This window comes from Bradyrhizobium sp. Kon37 (assembly GCF_055807535.1).
In genome coordinates this window covers 355,598-372,118 of the sequence record NZ_JBVVOY010000001.1, presented here as the reverse complement: position 1 = coordinate 372,118, position 16,521 = coordinate 355,598, and the positions used below count along the sequence as shown (strand labels likewise).

Annotated in this window: 17 protein-coding genes; 4 read left to right on the top strand and 13 right to left on the bottom strand. The window is 64.3% G+C overall.

Annotated elements, in window-relative coordinates; translation table 11 throughout:
* Nucleotides 1-42 precede the first annotated feature (42 nt).
* Nucleotides 43-1,377 carry an MFS transporter gene (locus AC0L3J_RS01865; protein ID WP_473346060.1) on the top strand — a complete coding sequence of 445 codons (1,335 nt, stop codon included), beginning with the start codon at nucleotides 43-45 and terminating at the stop codon, nucleotides 1,375-1,377.
* A gap of 182 nt (nucleotides 1,378-1,559) precedes the next feature.
* Here the strand turns inward: AC0L3J_RS01865 and AC0L3J_RS01860 are convergent, their stop codons facing one another.
* The 10 genes from AC0L3J_RS01860 to soxX form a co-directional block, all read right to left on the bottom strand.
* A complete protein-coding gene (locus AC0L3J_RS01860) occupies nucleotides 1,560-2,768 on the bottom strand; it encodes an MFS transporter (RefSeq protein WP_473345690.1) in 1,209 nt (402 codons plus the stop codon).
* Between the two features lie 265 nt (nucleotides 2,769-3,033).
* Entirely contained in the window at nucleotides 3,034-3,207 is a 174-nt protein-coding gene (locus AC0L3J_RS01855; RefSeq protein ID WP_473345689.1) for a hypothetical protein, read from the bottom strand.
* A gap of 87 nt (nucleotides 3,208-3,294) precedes the next feature.
* Nucleotides 3,295-4,332 (bottom strand): MBL fold metallo-hydrolase, encoded by a 1,038-nt coding sequence (locus AC0L3J_RS01850; protein ID WP_473345688.1) that lies wholly within the window; start codon nucleotides 4,330-4,332, stop codon nucleotides 3,295-3,297.
* Between the two features lie 273 nt (nucleotides 4,333-4,605).
* The gene (locus AC0L3J_RS01845) at nucleotides 4,606-5,064 is read right to left on the bottom strand and encodes a DsrE family protein (RefSeq protein WP_473345687.1); all 459 of its coding nucleotides are present in this window, start codon (nucleotides 5,062-5,064) and stop codon (nucleotides 4,606-4,608) included.
* A complete protein-coding gene (gene soxB, locus AC0L3J_RS01840; protein WP_473345686.1) occupies nucleotides 5,061-6,812 on the bottom strand; it encodes a thiosulfohydrolase SoxB in 1,752 nt (583 codons plus the stop codon). Before soxB ends, AC0L3J_RS01845 begins: the two co-directional genes overlap by 4 nt.
* A gap of 56 nt (nucleotides 6,813-6,868) precedes the next feature.
* Entirely contained in the window at nucleotides 6,869-7,186 is a 318-nt protein-coding gene (locus AC0L3J_RS01835; protein WP_473345685.1) for a hypothetical protein, read from the bottom strand.
* Complete coding sequence (gene soxA / locus AC0L3J_RS01830; RefSeq protein WP_473345684.1) at nucleotides 7,183-8,046, bottom strand: sulfur oxidation c-type cytochrome SoxA; 864 nt, start codon at nucleotides 8,044-8,046, stop codon at nucleotides 7,183-7,185. Before soxA ends, AC0L3J_RS01835 begins: the two co-directional genes overlap by 4 nt.
* A complete protein-coding gene (gene soxZ, locus AC0L3J_RS01825; protein WP_473345683.1) occupies nucleotides 8,046-8,357 on the bottom strand; it encodes a thiosulfate oxidation carrier complex protein SoxZ in 312 nt (103 codons plus the stop codon). The genes soxA and soxZ overlap by 1 nt, the downstream gene beginning before the upstream one ends.
* A 15-nt stretch (nucleotides 8,358-8,372) precedes the next feature.
* A complete protein-coding gene (soxY, locus tag AC0L3J_RS01820; RefSeq protein ID WP_473345682.1) occupies nucleotides 8,373-8,864 on the bottom strand; it encodes a thiosulfate oxidation carrier protein SoxY in 492 nt (163 codons plus the stop codon).
* A gap of 38 nt (nucleotides 8,865-8,902) precedes the next feature.
* Complete coding sequence (gene soxX / locus AC0L3J_RS01815) at nucleotides 8,903-9,256, bottom strand: sulfur oxidation c-type cytochrome SoxX (RefSeq protein WP_219682792.1); 354 nt, start codon at nucleotides 9,254-9,256, stop codon at nucleotides 8,903-8,905.
* A gap of 247 nt (nucleotides 9,257-9,503) precedes the next feature.
* On the opposite strand from soxX, the gene AC0L3J_RS01810 reads away from it, so the two are divergent.
* Entirely contained in the window at nucleotides 9,504-10,175 is a 672-nt protein-coding gene (locus AC0L3J_RS01810; protein ID WP_027565954.1) for a DUF938 domain-containing protein, read from the top strand.
* 115 nt (nucleotides 10,176-10,290) lie between these two features.
* On the opposite strand, the gene AC0L3J_RS01805 is transcribed toward AC0L3J_RS01810, so the two are convergent.
* The gene (locus tag AC0L3J_RS01805) at nucleotides 10,291-12,360 is read right to left on the bottom strand and encodes a prolyl oligopeptidase family serine peptidase (protein WP_473345681.1); all 2,070 of its coding nucleotides are present in this window, start codon (nucleotides 12,358-12,360) and stop codon (nucleotides 10,291-10,293) included.
* 219 nt (nucleotides 12,361-12,579) lie between these two features.
* On the opposite strand from AC0L3J_RS01805, the gene AC0L3J_RS01800 reads away from it, so the two are divergent.
* Both AC0L3J_RS01800 and AC0L3J_RS01795 read left to right on the top strand, forming a co-directional pair.
* Nucleotides 12,580-13,827 (top strand): MFS transporter, encoded by a 1,248-nt coding sequence (locus AC0L3J_RS01800; RefSeq protein WP_473345680.1) that lies wholly within the window; start codon nucleotides 12,580-12,582, stop codon nucleotides 13,825-13,827.
* A 141-nt stretch (nucleotides 13,828-13,968) separates the two neighbouring features.
* A complete protein-coding gene (locus AC0L3J_RS01795; protein ID WP_473345679.1) occupies nucleotides 13,969-15,207 on the top strand; it encodes an MFS transporter in 1,239 nt (412 codons plus the stop codon).
* A gap of 127 nt (nucleotides 15,208-15,334) precedes the next feature.
* On the opposite strand, the gene AC0L3J_RS01790 is transcribed toward AC0L3J_RS01795, so the two are convergent.
* Both AC0L3J_RS01790 and AC0L3J_RS01785 read right to left on the bottom strand, forming a co-directional pair.
* Entirely contained in the window at nucleotides 15,335-15,829 is a 495-nt protein-coding gene (locus AC0L3J_RS01790) for a VOC family protein (protein ID WP_473345678.1), read from the bottom strand.
* 90 nt (nucleotides 15,830-15,919) lie between these two features.
* Nucleotides 15,920-16,465, bottom strand: coding sequence for a carboxymuconolactone decarboxylase family protein (locus AC0L3J_RS01785; RefSeq protein WP_473345677.1), 546 nt, complete (start codon nucleotides 16,463-16,465; stop codon nucleotides 15,920-15,922).
* Between the last annotated feature and the right edge of the window lie 56 nt (nucleotides 16,466-16,521).

The following is a 16,521-nucleotide window of genomic DNA, read 5'->3' as shown; positions in this document are numbered from 1 at the left end:
GACCACATCAAAAAAGTGCCAAAAGGGACGACGGGGAGAATGATGAGCGCTCAGGCAACGCAGCCCGCGGCGGGCAAGATGACAGGGATGTCCAAGGAAACGCCTAAGGGGGCCTGGACCGTTACATTTCTCCTGTTTCTTTTCATGCTGGTGAACTTCGCCGACAAGATCGTCGTCGGTCTCGCGGGCGTTCCGATCATGACCGAGCTGAAGCTCGAGCCCGAGCAGTTCGGTCTGCTCGGCTCGTCGTTCTTCTTCCTGTTCTCGATCTCGGCCATCGTGGTCGGCTTCATCGTCAACAAGGTACCGACCCGCTGGGTGCTGTTGACGCTCGCGGTGATCTGGGCGCTGACGCAGTTTCCGATGGTCGGCACCGTCTCTTTCACCACACTCCTGATCTGCCGCATCGTGCTCGGCGCCGGCGAAGGCCCGGCGGCCTCGGTGGCGATGCACGCGGTCTACAAATGGTTCCCCGACGAGAAGCGCACGATGCCGACCGCAATCCTGTCGCAGGGTTCGGCCTTCGGCGTGATCCTGGCGGTGCCGGCGCTGAACTGGATCATCGTCAACCATTCCTGGCACTATGCGTTCGGCGCGCTTGGAATCGTCGGCCTGATCTGGGTCGCCGCCTGGCTCGCGCTTGGCAAGGAAGGCCCGCTGGACACCCACGCATCGGCCGTCATCGAACCGAAAATACCCTATCTCCAGCTTCTGACATCGCGCACCTTCATCGGCTGTGTGACCGCGACCTTCGGCGCCTATTGGGCGCTGTCGCTCGGGCTCACCTGGTTCACGCCCTTCATCGTCAAGGGCCTCGGCTTCTCGCAATCTCAGGCGGGCTTCGTCTCGATCCTGCCCTGGGTGTTCGGTGCGACCATCGTCATTCTCACGGGCTGGATCTCGCAGGTGATGCTGGCACGCGGCTACACGTCGCGGATCTCCCGCGGCGTGCTCGGCTCGGTGCCGCTGATCGTCGGCGGACTGATCCTCGCGATGATGCCGCACGTCCAGGGCGCGGGCCTCCAGATCGCCCTGCTCGTGGTCGGCTCGGGCCTGTGCGGCGCGATCTACGTCGTCTGCCCGCCCATGCTCGGCGAGTTCACGCCGACGTCGCAGCGCGGCGCGGTTCTCGCGATCTACGGTGCGCTCTATACGCTCTCCGGCATCGTGGCGCCGCTGGTGATGGGCAGCGTGATCCAGCGCGCCGGCAGTATGCTCGATGGCTACATGACCGGCTTCACCATCAACGCCGCGATCATGGTCGGCTCCGGCCTGCTCGGGCTGCTCCTGCTCTGGCCGAACACGGAAAAGGCCAGGCTGACCGGTGGCGCTACGCCGCAGGCAACGCCGCTGAAGAGCGCGGTGTCACCGACGTAAGGGGCCACTTCAGTCAACCCAATCACAACTGTCATCCCGGCGAAGGCCGGGATCCATAACCATGATTTTTAGTTTGGCGAAGACTTGGAGTTGGAAGACTTGGAGTTGGCAGCTTTGCGCCACAACTCCGATTCGTGGTTATGGGCCCCGGCGTTCGCCGGGGCGACAATTGAGTTTGTTGCTCAAGCAGCGATTGGCCGCTTCCGCTCCGTGAACGGCGAGAGCACCACCGTCGCGAGCATGAAGATCACGGACGCTCCGAACACCCAATGCGGCGCGCTCTGGTCCATGATCCAGCCGAACAGCAGCGGGCTGACGATGCCGCCGAGATTGAAGCCGGTGGAGACGATGCCGAAGGCGCGCCCCGCCGCGCCGGGCGGCGCTGCATTGCGCACCAGCATGTCGCGCGAGGGCGCGATCACGCCGGAGAGGAATCCCGCGGTCGCCATCGTGGCGATCAGCGCCCAGCCCGGCAGCGTGACCAGCGCGATCAGCAGCACGATCGCCGCGTTCGCGGCAAAGCAGGCGGCGGCGACATAGCCGTGGCGCTCGGTGTGGTCGGCAAGGAAGCCGCCCGCGAGCACGCCGGCGGCGCTCGCACCGAGGAAGGCGGTGAGAGCGACATTGGCCGCGGAATAGGTCGCGCCATAGCCACTCATCAGCGCCACCACGCCGAAATTGTTGATGCCGGCGACCGACAGGCTGAGCAGCATGAACAGTGCCGTCAGCGTGATCAGCGCCGGCGTGATCACGGCTTGTTTGGGTGCGTTCTCGGTGCCCGGCTTGGTCTTGTGCGCGCCGGCATCGGGAATGTTCATGGTCACCAGCAACAGCGCGACCAGAACGCCGATGGTGCCCGATGCGATCAGCGCACCGGCACCGCCGGATACGGTGACCAGCGCGGCGACGATCGCCGGCGCCACCGCGCCGCCGAAATAGCCGGCAAAGGTATGGATCGAGAAGGCGCGGCCCATCCGCGCTTCGTCCATGTGCTCGGCAAGGATGGCGTAATCGGCGGGATGGTAGACGCTGTTGGCGAGCCCGAGCAGCACGGCGCAGGCGATCAGCGACGTGTAGCTCAGGTGCAGGCCGAGCAGGATCAGCGCGAGGCCGCCGAGCGTGAGACCGCCCAGCAAAATCCTTCGCGCGCCAAAATGGTCGACGAGATAGCCGGTCGGCGCCTGCGTCAGCCCCGACACCACGGCCGACACCGTCAGCGCGAAGCCGAGCTCGACATAGCCGACGCCGAGTTGATTCTTGAGGAAGGGAAACAGCATCGGCAGGACCAGCAGATGAAAATGGCTGACCCAATGCGCGATCGAGATTCCCGTCAGCGTGCGTAGCGCGCTGTCCACCTTGCCTTGTTGCGGTGCGGCGAGAACGTCGACCATTGCAGTTCCGTTTCACGTCCTTTGGAGGCGCGCAAACTATCGGGCAGAGCGGTTATTTGTCCATGAACGCGGGCGCATGGCAGTAGCGCGGGCGGGGGATTCCCCGCCGGTCGTCCTGGCGAAAGCCAGGACCCATTACCCCAGGAAGCAGTTTGGCGAAAACTCGTGGTCCGGTACTGCGACCATCCACGATCGAGGGATCACGCGGTATGGGTCCTGGCTTTCGCCAGGACGACAGTTGAGAGCGTGGCAAGAGCCGAGCCCCTCAAAACGGCTCGTCATCCGGCCCGTAGCGGTCGCGCTTCGGTGTCGCGATGTCGCCGTCCTCGTAATCATCGTCGTCGGTGTCGCGCGGAGGCGGAGGCTTCTTCGCCTTGTCTCTTGCTGGCGTGTCGTCCGCAATTTTGGGCGGCTCGCCCGATTTGCCGATCTTGGCCATGGCTGGTCCCGGATGGTGATGCTGCATCCGTCCTAGCCTGAATATATGGGCAGCTGCTGATTTATCTCAAGAATGGCGGCAAGGCGGTCAGTGCACCACCGGCCCGCCGGCCTTCTTCCAAGCATCGATGCCGCCGGCGATGTGGGCGGTGTTGGTGAGCCCGGCCTCCTTGGCGGCGGCGACCGCCATCGCAGAGCGTTCGCCGAAGGCGCAGAAGAACACGACGCGGCGGCCGGTGGCGGCCGCGACCTCGCGCAGCATGCCGCCGGGCTTGAGGCTATCCTCGACGGACGGATAGGGCGTATGCAGCGCGCCTTCGAGCATGCCGTGCTTCATCCGCTCATTGGTCTCGCGCAAATCGACCAGCAGGATATCGGGACGGCCGAGGCTACCGATCGCCTCGACGGCGCGGAGCGCGCGGCCCTCTTTCTCCAGCTCCTCCTGGTGCAGGCCGACATGCATGTTGGCGGGCACCGCAACGTCCATCATCTTCGGATTGGGCAGCTTCAGATTGGCCATCAGCTCGATATAGTCGTCGACCGAGCGCACCTGGAGCCGCGGATTGTAGCGCTTCTCCTCGCCGATGGTGGAGACGGTGTCGCCCTTGTAGTCATGCGCTGGGAACACCATGGTCTCGTCCGGCAGCTTGAGCAGGCGGTTGAAGATCGAATCGTACTGCGCGCGCGACGAGCCGTTCTGGAAATCGGTACGGCCGGTGCCGCGGATCAGCAGCGTGTCGCCGGTGAAGACGCGGTCGCCCATCAAATAGGAATAGGAATCGTCGGTGTGGCCGGGCGTGTACATCACGTCGAGCGCCAGGCCCTCGATCGTCACCTTGTCGCCGTCGGCAACCCGCATCGCCACCACGTCGGCCTTGGTCTGGTCGCCCATCACGGTCATGCAATGGGTGCGGTCGCGCAGCTCGCCGAGGCCGGTGACGTGGTCGGCGTGGAGATGCGTGTCCACGGCCTTGACCAGCTTGAGATCGAGCTCGCGCAGCAGCTGGCAGTAGCGGTCGACCTTCTCTAGCACGGGATCGAGGATCAGCGCCTCGCCGCCCGGGCGGCTCGCCAGGAGATAGCTGTAGGTACCCGAAACACTGTCGAAGAGCTGGCGAAAGATCATGGCAAGACCCGGCGTGAATTACCCGGAGATTCTACTACATTTCGGGCTCGCAAGAGAAGCAATTCACTGTGTAAGCAACAAAATTTGGAAGATTTTTATTCCTGTGACGGGCGAGTGGGCGTCACCTCAGCCACCGCTGTCATTCCCCGCGAAGGCGGGGAATCCAGTACGCCGCGCCCTTTCCGTATCCCTCGCCGTCTCCGAGTACTGGATCGCCCGCCTTCGCAGGCGATGACACCGGCTGTGCCGCGACGCTTTGCCCCGACAAAAGGCTCAGGGCCTCACCAATGTGTACCCGTTCTCGCTGAGAAACAGGATCTGCCCGACCCCGACCTGCACCGGGGTGGCGGCGGGGATGAACTCCGGCCGCCTGCCGGTCTCCCGCTCGATCGTGTCGACGGTGTTGAGGCAGATGTCGAAGCGTACGCCTTGCGCGATCAGGCTCTCGACCTGCTTGCGGCGCTCGCTGCCTGACAACAGGAGATCGATGCCGGGACCGAACGCCACCACCTCGATCGCGACCTTGTCGGGGTCGTAGGCCTTCAGCAAATTGTTGGCGACGCTGAGCACCAGAGCTTGCTTCCTGGCATCGCCATCAGAGAGCTGCAGCACGATCTTGTGCTCGGCGAACGGCTTGTCCTGGAGCGGCACCTGCTGCGCGAAAGCCGGCGGCATCGCCGCCCAGGCGAACAGCGCCAGCAGCATCGCGGATAAGGTTTGCGACCGCATCATCCCTGTCCTGCGATGCCCGGATTACCCTCGACGCCTTTCAGCGTGACGCCGGAGCCGAGCCGCTCCTGAAACATCCGGCCCGAGCGCAGATATTTTGCCACCACATCCCACACCGGCGCGCCTTGCTGGCCGTTGACCGAGGCCCAGCCCGCGACCTTGTAGCGGTGGCTGGCACTGAGCGCCTTGCCTCCATTGAGCTTCAGCTCCGAGATGCGGTTGCCGATCGCCGCCGTCGGCATGCAGGTGTAGCTGAGCCCGCCGGCGCGCACCATGTCGCCGCCCTGCTGGTAATAGGGATCGGTATTGAAGAGGTTGTCGCAGACGTCTTCCAGCACGTCCTTGATCTGGGCTCCCGTCATCTCCTGCACATAGGTCTCGGGATAGCTGATCGCGGTTTCCGCGAGCAAATCCTCCATCGTCAGCGCCTGGCCGGACAGCCCGGTGACGCCCCAGCGGAAGCCCGGCGACAGCGCGATCTCGGCGTTGAGCTCGGTGCGCAGCGCGCTGCAGATCAGCTCGTCGACCGGGCCGGCGAAATTGTCGCGGCGATACAGCAGGCGATCGGGCGTCGCGATCTTCTCCAACCAGTCGGTGACAAAGGGCGCCCGCAACCGGCCGATCAGTTCGGCCATCGCGGGATCAGGTTTCAACAGCTCGGAATAGACCGGCAGCAGATGATATTTGACGTCGCCGACCTTGCCCTTGTCGAGCGCGAGATCGAGCACGGCAAGGAATTTGCCGTTGGAACCGGCATTGGTGACGAGCGTCGTGCCGCTCGCATTTTTCACGGCGATGGGCTGCGGGATCGCATCATGGGTATGGCCGCCGAGGATGACGTCGATGCCGGTGACGCGGCTTGCGAGCTTGAGATCGACGTCCATACCATTGTGCGACAGCAGGATGACCGCATCGACCTTGTCGGTGCCGCGCAAGGCATCGACATGCTTCTGGAGTTCCTCCTCGCGGATGCCGAAGGTCCAGTCCGGTGTGAACCGTTTGGGATGCGCGATCGGCACGTAAGGGAAGGCCTGGCCAACGATCGCGACGCGATGGCCGCCGAGCTCCTTGATCACCGAGGGCTTGAACACGCGCCCGGTCGCCTTGTCGAAGGCGGGAGCGTCGTTGAAAGCGGCTTCCTCGGTCAGGAAAACGTTCTGCGCCAGAAACTCGCCCTTGAAGCGCGCGAGATTGTCGCGCAGCGCCTGCTCGCCGTAGGTGAATTCCCAATGTCCGGTCATCGCCTCGATACCGAGCAGGTTTGCGGCCTCGACCATGTCGCGGCCCTGCATGATGTTGGCGAGTCCCGTGCCTTGCCAGAGATCGCCGCCGTCAACGAGCATGGAGTGCTTTTCGCCGGCATCGCCGCGCAAGCGGTCGATCAGCGTCTTCAGATAGGCGAAGCCGCCGAGCTTGCCGAAGCGGCCTGCGGACTTCTCGAACTCGAAGCAGCTGAAGGCATAGGCGTCCGCGCTGTCGGGCCTGATGCCGAAACGGTCGAGGAAGGCGCGCCCGACCAGATGCGGCGGCCGTCCGGCCATCTCGCCGATCCCGATATTGACGCTGGGCTCGCGAAAATAGACCGGATTGAGTTGCGCATGCGTGTCGGTGAGGTGAAGGATCCGCGCATTGCCGAACCGCTCGAGGTCGTAAATGCTCGCGGCCTCAGCACCGCGCGCAAGCCGTGGCAGGCTGAGCGATGCGGCAGCAAGGCCTGCATTCTTCAGGAAATCGCGGCGGCGGATCGCCATCCAGAAATTCTCCGCGCCCTTCTCATGGTCGCAAGGCTGTTGCAGGAGCGAACAGTCTAGCGGATTTCCATCGCCTTCCAGGCTTCTTTTTCGGAAATCGCCTGGAAGACCGACGCCTTCGCCAGCGCCTCGGCCTCCCTGGCTGCGGCCACGGCGCGGTCGTAATCGCCGCCCTCGGCCGCCTTCTTCGCAGCGGCCAGCGTCGAGACGGTCACGGTCCACTGGTTGCGCATGCCGGCGGCCTCCTTGGAGGAGGCCTCGGCGGCGGCATAGGCCGCCTTGTAATCCGCCTCGTTTGCCGCACGCGCCGCCGGCGCGAGGCTCAGGGCGAGCGGCAAGGCAAGCATCATGGCGAGAGCAAGCGACCGCTTCATGGCCGAGCTCCCGGTCCCGATATCGGCAGGCCGTTGGCGACGTAGGACAGGAAATATTCGACGTCGCGATATTCATCGGCCTGCGGCTCCAGCGGAACAGCGCGGGTCTGGCTGTTGCAGGTGACGAAGCGGCGGCTGGTCGTGCCCATGCCGCTCCATTCAGAGCGATAGATCGGCATCGCGTTCAGAATGCCGAGCGCCGGCGCCAGGATCTCGGCGCGGATGCGCTCACCCGGGCTCTGCACATGGCAGCTCGCGCAGGAGAAATTCAATTGACCACGGCGGGTGTAGAAATAGCGCTTGCCGTTCTCGAATGCCGCGAGCGCGCGAGGATCGTCGGGGATCTTGATGTCCATCGGCTTGCCGCGCGAGGTGAAGGCCATGTACGCCGTGAGCGAGGCCATCTCGTCCTTGACGTAGGAATAGGACGCCTCGCCATTGGCCTCGCGGCAGCGGTTGAGCGCGAGCTCCAGCGTGACGACCTTGCCTTCCTTCTCGTCGAAATAAGGATAGTTCTGGCGGATGCCGATGCCGCCGTTCGGGAAGCAGTCAGCATAGGTCTTGCCGTTCTTGAACGGGGTGGCGAACATTTCCTTGCCGGCGTCGAGGGCGAACTCGTAGGGCGGGAATTCCTCCTTCTCCTGCCACTGCCGCTTCATGTCCTCGTTCATGGAATAAGGACCGTTGACGAAGTCCTCGTGCTTCACGGTTGGGAATTTCTGGAAAAAGAAGTTCTGGAACGCCTTGGCATCGGCAACGGGATCGACCTTGTCGGCCGCCACCACGCGCGGAGAGGTGAGGGCGAAGGCGACGAGCGCGGCGCTCAACGAACCAAGCAGGATGGAGGTCCGGGTCTTCATCACGAGATCTTCGCGGTGGTCGTGTCCGACGCACCCTTGTTATCGGTCCAGGAGACCTTGAGATCGTCGCCTTTCTTGGCCCCCTTGAAGCTGAACTTGACGTAGGGGTCCTTCGAGACTGCGGTGCCCCAATCGGCAACGAAGACGTCCCTGCCGTTACATTCGAATTTCAGCTGCTGGATGTAATGCGCCGGGATCAGCTCCCCCTTGGCGTCCTTGACGAAGCCGGTATCCATCGGGTGCTGGATCAGGGCCTGCACCTCGGTGATGTCGCCGTTGGCGGTGGCGCGGACGCGAATGCTGGATGCCATCTCGATCTTCCTCGCTTAGCCGCCGCAGCCGCCGACGGTGACCTTGACCTCTTTGGTGGCGCTGTAGAGCTTGCCGTCGGCCTCCACGATCGCAACCACGTTGGTGGTCTTGGCCATCTTCAGCCGGTTGGCGACAGCAGGGATCGTGCCTTCGGGAATCTTGTAGCTCGCGGCCAGCGCGCTGGGATTCTCGGCCACGAAGAACGAGATCGAGGTGACCTTGTCGAGCGTCGTCGTCACCGAGATCGGCACCACGCCGCCGTTCTCGGCGATCTCGGGGGCGTCCAGCTTGACCTTGTCGGACGGCTCGGCGGTTTTGCCGTACAGCGCCTTGATGGCGTCCGCCTCACTCTTCTGCTTGAACGCCTCTTCGGGATATTTGTCGTTGGCCGCGGCGCGCGCGGGAGCGGCGCCGAACGGCAGATTGCCGAGGCCGAGCAGCGCGACCGAGGCTGCGCCCCGAAGGATCAGGCGCCGCGTCGCGCTTGGGCCGGTGAGTGTGGTCATCTCGGGTCTCCCAACCAAATCTCGTGGCGTGCCTGAAGTCACAGGGTCTGCAGGAAATCAACGATCGCGCTGATCTCCTGTTCGGTCAAAATCCGGTTCCGGCCGAACGGCGGCATCATGGTCTGCGGATTACGCTTGGTCTCGTCGAAGATGATCGCGGCCAGCTCGTTGCGATCGGGGTACTTGGCCTTGAGGTCCTTCAGTTCCGGCCCGATCGTTCCCGGCAGGTCGCCACCCTTGATCACATGGCAGGTCAGGCAATTGCCCTTGCCGCGGTCGAAAGCGAGTTTCTGGCCGTCGGCCACAGCGGACTGCGCCCACGCCGGGCTGGCGAGGCCGGCGGCAATGGCCAGCAAGATGAACAGAACGGGCGTCCGGGAAAAGGCGGTCAAGGCGTCATTCCGAGGCGTTATATCGATGGTGTCGATCGCGAAATAGAAGCGTTCCAAAGCACAAAGGGCACCGCCTGACAATCAAGACTATGCACGCGACAAAATGAAGTTAATATCTTCCCCATTGCAACTAATGAGATTATTTGTTCAGCCGATTTGGTCCGTGGGCGCGGGCCGGCTGTTTCCCTGAGCGTTTGGGCGCTCAACCTGTTTTCATCGCGTTCTCGTTTTTTCAAGGGGACCTCACTTGGCTGAATATGTCGTCGAATTCGGCAGGGATGGCGGTCGGGTCGAGTCCGACGGGCGGCTCGACGCACCGGCATTTCATCGCAATCACGAGCCGCTCTGGGCGGCACTGGAAAAGCATCTCGCCGGCTGCACCGGCAACGTGGTCGAGCTCGGCAGCGGAACCGGCCAGCACGTGGTCTACTTCGCCCGGCACACGCCCGGCCTGATCTGGTGGCCCAGCGATCTCAACCAGCGCCACCTCAAGAGCATCGAGGCTTGGCGCGTTCATTCAGGCCTGAAAAACATCCGCTCGCCACTGCGGATCGATCTCACCGATCCCGATTGGTGTCCGGAGATGAAAAGCGGGCAGGCGCCGTCAAGTCTCGCCGCATTGTTCTGCGCCAATGTCATCCACATCGCGCCATGGAGCGTCGCCGAGGGCCTGTTCGCCGGCGCCGGCCGCTATTTGCGCGCCGACGGCAAGCTGTTCCTCTACGGCCCGTTCAAGCGCGGCGGCAAGCACATCGCGCTCAGCAACGCCGTGTTCGATACCTCCTTACGTGAAGGCAATCCCGACTGGGGCGTGCGTGACATCGCCGATGTCGAGGCGCTCGCCCGCGGCGCAGGTCTTCGCCTCGTCGATACGATCGACATGCCCGCGAACAATCTGACCTTGGTATTCGCGCGATAGAAGGTCGTCATGCCCGGGCTTGTCCCGGGCATCCACATTCTTCGTGCACCAGCCAAGGCGTGGATGGCCGGGTCAAGCCCGGCCATGACGATCCGGAGACGTCAGCGCCGCAACGCTAGCCCTCGCCGTCCTTCCACCCGATCTTGTCCTTCAAGAACCGAAAGCCAATCACCTCGAACCCCGCGCGCTCCTTGTTATCCTTGCCGTAGCCGTGGCCGCCCGCTTCAGGCTCGTAGAACCAGGCTTCATAGCCCATGGCCTGGAGCTTTGCCGCCATTTTGCGCGCATGCCCGGGATGGACACGGTCGTCGCGCCGCGTGGTGGCGATCAGGATCGGCGGATAGGGCTGGCCGGCTTTGACATTGTGATAGGCGGAGTAGGTCTTCAGCCAGTCCCACTCCTCCGGCTTGTCGGGATCGCCATATTCCGCGATCCAGCTCGCGCCCGCGAGCAGCTTCGTGTAGCGACGCATGTCGATCAGCGGGATGGTGCAGAACAGCGCGCCAAAACGCCCGGGGTAGCGCACCAGCATGTTGGTGATGAGGATGCCGCCGTTCGATCCACCCTGCGCGGCAATGCGCTTTGCCGTCGTCACGCCGCGGCGGACGAGATCGGCGGCAACGGCTGCGAAATCGTCATGCGACAGTTTCTTGCCGGCGAGCCGGCCGGCATCGTGCCAGCGCGTGCCGAATTCGCCGCCGCCGCGCAAATTCGCCTGCACCGTCGTGCCGCCGCGCTCCAGCCACAGCTTGCCGAGCGATGCGTTGTAATACGGCTTCACCGAATGGGCGAAGCCGCCATAGGCGCTCATATAGACCGGTGCATCGCCGGTCTCACCGCTGGGGCCGGTCTGCACATAGGGAATGCGCTCGCCGTCGATCGAGATCGCCTCGTGCTGGGTCACCACGAGGCCGTCGGCGTTGAATGTTTTCGGCGCCTGCTTCAGCACTGTCGGGCTCGCGACGCCGCGCTCGATGAGCAGCAGCGACGGCGGCGTCAGCGGGTCCTGCACATTCGCAAGCAGGTCGCCATTGCTCTCGGAGGGATGGCGATCCAGCGGCCAGATGTCGACGACGCCGATCTGCGGCAGGCCGCCGAGTGATTCGCGGCTCCAGCTTGTGCCAGACGGCGTGCAGATCTCGAATTGCGGCTGGAGCTCGTCGAGGATCGACAGCACCAGTTTGCCGCCGGCCCAGAACAGACCCTGCAGGGCGCGGCGAGGCTCCGGCTCGAACAGGATCGCGAACTCGCGGCTGCCGGCGAGGAACGCCGAGAGCGACATGCCGAGCACGGTGTCGGCGGCATGGGTTCTGCCCTCGATCGACCAGGCTTCGCGCAGCTTCATCGCGAACCAGTCGCCATGCGCCTGCAACCAGATGCCGGTCGGCAGGTCGAGCTTCGTCGTCGTGCCGTCTGCATCGCGCAGCCAGAGAGCATGGTTGAAGAAATCGATCTGGTCGACGATCCAGCTGCGCGGGGCCGTAGCGGTGTCGTCGACGATGCCGGAGATCGCCATGTGATCGGCCGTGGTCTCGATGATGACCTGCGCCTGATCGACAGGCTGGCCGCGCCGCCACAGGCGAACCGTCCGCGAATATCCGGAAGCAGTCGCCATGCCTTCGCCATGGGCGCTCGACAGCAGCAGCGTGTCGGTATCGAGCCAATCGGCGCCGCCCTTGGCTTCCGACAGCGCAAATCCGTCCGCGACGAAACTCTTGGTGTTGAGGTCGAATTCCCGCAAGGTGACGGCGTCGCTGCCTCCGCGCGACAGGCCCAAAATGGCGCGCGAGGATCCCTTCTGTGTGGTGATGCCGCTCAGCAGCCAGTCCTCGCCTTCGCGCGCGGCGAGCTGGTCGACATCCAGCATGATCTCCCACGTGGGATGCGGTTTGCGAAACTCCGCGAGCGAAGTCTTCCGCCACAGGCCGCGCGAGTTGGTGGCGTCCTTCCAGAGATTGTGCAGTTCGGTGCCGCGGCGGCTGACATAGGGAATGTTGTCGGGACGATCGTAGATCGCCGCGAGGATGTCGCGGTCGCGCGCGAAGGCCGCTCCGCCGAACGCGTCGAGCGTCAGGCTGTTCTGCCGCGTGACGAAATCGAGCGCCTGCTTGCCTTCGATCTCCTCCAGCCAGAGCCAGGGATCGTCGTCGGGAGCGCTGAGCGTGGGCCTGTCGTCGACGGACATGAACGAAACTCCGGAAGATTGCGGCGGATAGGATTTGATCGAGCGCAAGCCGTCAAGTGCGCCGCCTGTTATCATCGGCCCGATTGCGTCAGAGACATGGCCTGCGCCCGTTTGCGCCGGTTGCCCGCCCTCCCGCGCCCCGCCATAGTGCCGGGAATCAAGCGAGCCCCTTGAAAGCCTTTGAAAGCCCCTCGAAAGCCCGTTGGGGCGGAAATGCCGATGCTGGATGTGACTGCAGCCAATGAGATCGCCGCCGACGCCCGCGTGCGCGCCAATGTGGTGCGCCTGGCCGCCGCGCAGGCGCTGACCGGCGCCAACTCGGCGGTGATCTTCGCCACCGGCGCGATCGTCGGCGCGACGCTCGCGCCCGACGTCTCGTTCGCGACCGTGCCGATCTCGATGTATGTGCTCGGCCTCGCCGCCGGCACGCTGCCGACCGGCGCGATCTCACGCCGCTTCGGCCGCCGAATGGCTTTCATCGTCGGCGCAGGTCTGGGCGCGTTGACCGGTCTGCTCGGCTCGTTCGCGATCCTGCACGCTTCGTTTCCATTGTTCTGTCTGGCGACTTTTCTCGGCGGCCTCTACGGCGCGGTGGCGCAGTCCTATCGCTTCGCTGCCGCCGACGGCGCCAGTGCTGCGTATCGGCCCAAGGCGGTGTCCTGGGTGATGGCGGGCGGGGTGTTCGCCGGCGTGCTCGGTCCGCAGCTCGTGCAATGGACCATGGATGTCTGGCAGCCTTATCTCTTTGCCTTCAGCTTCCTGGTCCAGGCGGCCGTCGCGCTGATCGCGATGGGCATCGTCGCAGGTGTCGACATGCCGAAGCCGGCACCGGCCGATCTTCACGGCGGGCGGCCGCTGCTCGAGATCGTGACCCAGCCGCGCTTCGTCGCGGCGGCGCTGTGCGGCGTCATCTCCTACCCCATGATGAATCTGGTGATGACCTCGGCGCCGCTCGCCATGAAGCTGTGCGGCTTGAGCGTTTCCGATTCCAATTTCGGCATTCAATGGCACATCGTCGCCATGTACGGGCCGAGCTTCTTCACGGGCGCGCTGATCGCCCGCTTCGGCGCGCGGAAGGTCGTTGCCGCCGGCCTGCTGCTGGAGGCCGGCGCGGCCGGCATCGGGCTATCAGGCATCACCGCGATGCATTTCTGGGCCACGCTGGTCGTGCTCGGTGTGGGGTGGAATTTTTCCTTCATCGGCGCCTCTGCGCTGGTGCTGGAGACCCACCGGCCGCAGGAGCGCAACAAGGTGCAGGCCTTCAACGATTTCCTGGTGTTCGGCATGATGGCGATCGGTTCGTTCTCGTCCGGCCAATTGCTCGCCAGCTACGGCTGGTCCGCGGTGAACATGGTGGTGTTCCCGCCGGTGCTGCTCGGTCTCGCCGTGCTCTCGCTGGCGTCCTTTGCCCGCCGCCGCAAAGCGCGGCTGGACGCAGCGATGGGTGAGTTCCCGGACGCGATCTGAGATGGCGGGAGGCTGTCAGCAGCGTTGATAGTTCGATCCAGGTCGAAGTGATTTTCGGAGTCCGGGTTGTTACATGATGCTCGTCATGAACAGGCGAGCGTGAAGCAAGGCGCTCGCGGGGGAAACGAAGGACAAGCGCAAATGCTCGACAATCCCCGGCACGATGGATCCGTCGACGAATCCTCTCTCCGCTACGAAGGCTGGCGCATCGTCGCGGTCTGCTTCCTGCTCGCGACCTTCGGTTGGGGGCTCGGCTTCTACGGCCAGAGCGTCTATGTCGCCGAGCTCCAGCGCGCGCACGGCTGGTCGGCCTCGCTAATCTCGTCCGGCACGACGTTCTTCTATCTGTTCGGCGCGCTGCTCGTCGTCTTCGTCGGCGAGGCCGTCAACAAATACGGCCCGCGCCTCGGGCTGATCGCGGGCACGCTGGCGATGTCGGCCGCGGCGGGCGCGATCGGCGCGGTGCGCGAGCCGTGGCAGCTTTATCTCGCCAACGCCGTGCTCGCCTTCGGCTGGGCCGGTACCAGCCTGGCCATGATCACCAACACGATCAGCCTATGGTTCGACCAGAAGCGCGGCATGGCCATCAGTCTCGCGCTGAACGGCGCAAGCTTCGGCGGCATCGTCGGCGTGCCGCTGCTGGTGACCCTGATCGGCCATGTCGGCTTCGCCAGCGCGATGTTTATCGTCGCCGGCGCCATGCTCGTGCTGCTCGTGCCGGTGATCCTGATTGTCGTCGGCGGCCCGCCCGATCTCCATGGCCGGCGCGCAGCGACGAGAACGAAGCCGCAATCGTCGGCGCAGATCCGCAGCCAGGCCTTGCGCGACGTCGGCTTCCTCACGGTGACCATTGCCTTTGCTTTGGTGCTGTTCGCGCAGGTCGGCTTCATCGTCCACCTGATCTCGTTCCTCGATCCCGTGATCGGGCGCGAGCGCGCGGCCGTCGCCGTTGCGGTGCTGACCGCGATGGCGGTGATCGGCCGGGTGCTGTTCTCGCTGGTGATCGACCGCCTCGACCAGCGGCTCGCCTCGGCGCTGTCGTTCCTGAGCCAGGCCGTGGCGCTTCTCGTGGTCATCAATTTGCACAATGATTACGTGCTGATCGCCGCCTGCGCATTGTTCGGCTTCTCGGTCGGCAATCTCATCACGCTGCCGTCGCTGATCGTGCAGCAGGAATTCGATTCCGCCTCGTTCGGCGTGCTGATCAGCCTCAACACCGCGATCAACCAGGTGACCTATGCCTTCGGCCCCGGCGTGGTCGGTTTTCTGCGCGATTTCTCCGGCGGCTACGAGCTGCCGTTCTATCTGTGTATTGCGCTGGAGCTGGCAGCGGCGGCGCTGATCATGGTGCGGGGGAAGCCGCATGTGAAGACTGCGTAGAGGCGCGGCGTCGCTTCAACATCCTCCGTCATTGCGAGCGCAGCGAAGCAATCCAGACTGCTACTGCGGAAAGATTCTGGATTGCTTCGTCGCTTCGCTCCTCGCAATGACGAGGAGAGAGTGGAGTTCACGCCTCGCGCTGCTTCAGCAGCTCCTCCACGTCCAGCCGCTTCGTGAACATCGAAAGCTTCCCATCCGGCCCGAACGGCCATTGCTCCCGCGGCTTGTCCCAATACAGCTCCACGCCGTTCTGGTCCGGATCGCGCAAATACAGCGCTTCGGACACGCCATGGTCGCTGGCCCCGTCGAGCGCAATGCCGGCCGAGAGCACGCGGTGCAGCGCATCCGCCAGCGCGGGCCGCGTCGGATAGAGGATCGCGGTGTGATAGAGGCCGGTCGTGCCCGGCGGCGGGGGCGAGCCGCGCTTGCTCTCCCAGGTGTTGAGCCCGATATGGTGATGATAGCCGCCGGCCGAGATGAAGGCCGCGCCGGAGCCCATGCGTTGCATCAGCTCGAAACCGAGCACGCCGCAATAGAAGCCCAGCGCGCGATCGAGATCGGCGACCTTGAGATGGACGTGGCCGATCCTGGTGCCGGCGGCGACGGCTTGGTTCTGTGACATGCGGCTGCTCCGTTGATGGACTCCACATAAGCTCGGGCTCGGAACAGTGCTACTGACCTATCCCGAAACCCATCGTTTCCTTACGCGAAACTATGACAGCTCCCGCACCTCGCCCTCCGGCAGCTCGAACTCAAACGTGTTCAGCGTCATCGACACCAGCGTGTAATAGCCGCAGAGACCAATCACCTCGACCACGCCGCGCTCGCCGAGCAGCTTCACCGCCGCGTCATAGAGGCCCTTCTCGACGCCGTGGCCCTCATGCAGCGATCTCGCGACGTCGTAGATCATCTTGCCCTTGGGATCGTCGAAGACGGGCGTGCGGCGGTCGCGGATGGCATCGATGATGTCTGGGTCCATGCCGCCCGCAAGCGCCAGGCGCTTGTGCGCATACCATTCGTAATGCGCGGTCCAGTGCCGCGCCGTCACCAGGATCGCGATCTCCGAGAGCTTCGCAGGGAAGATCGTATCGTAGCGCAGGACCTCGCCGAGCCGCGTGGCGTGACGGGCCATGTCGGGGCTGTTCAGCCAGGCCATCATCGGCGCCGGCGGCTTGCCGCGCTTGCCGGCAATCGACTCGTCATAGGTCTGCCGCTGGCTCTCGTTCATTTCGCCAGGCGAAAGAAGTTTCAGGCGCATTGTTGTTTCCTCTTTGTTTTCAAGCTTCGCCGTCGCGGCGACTATAGCGGATGCGT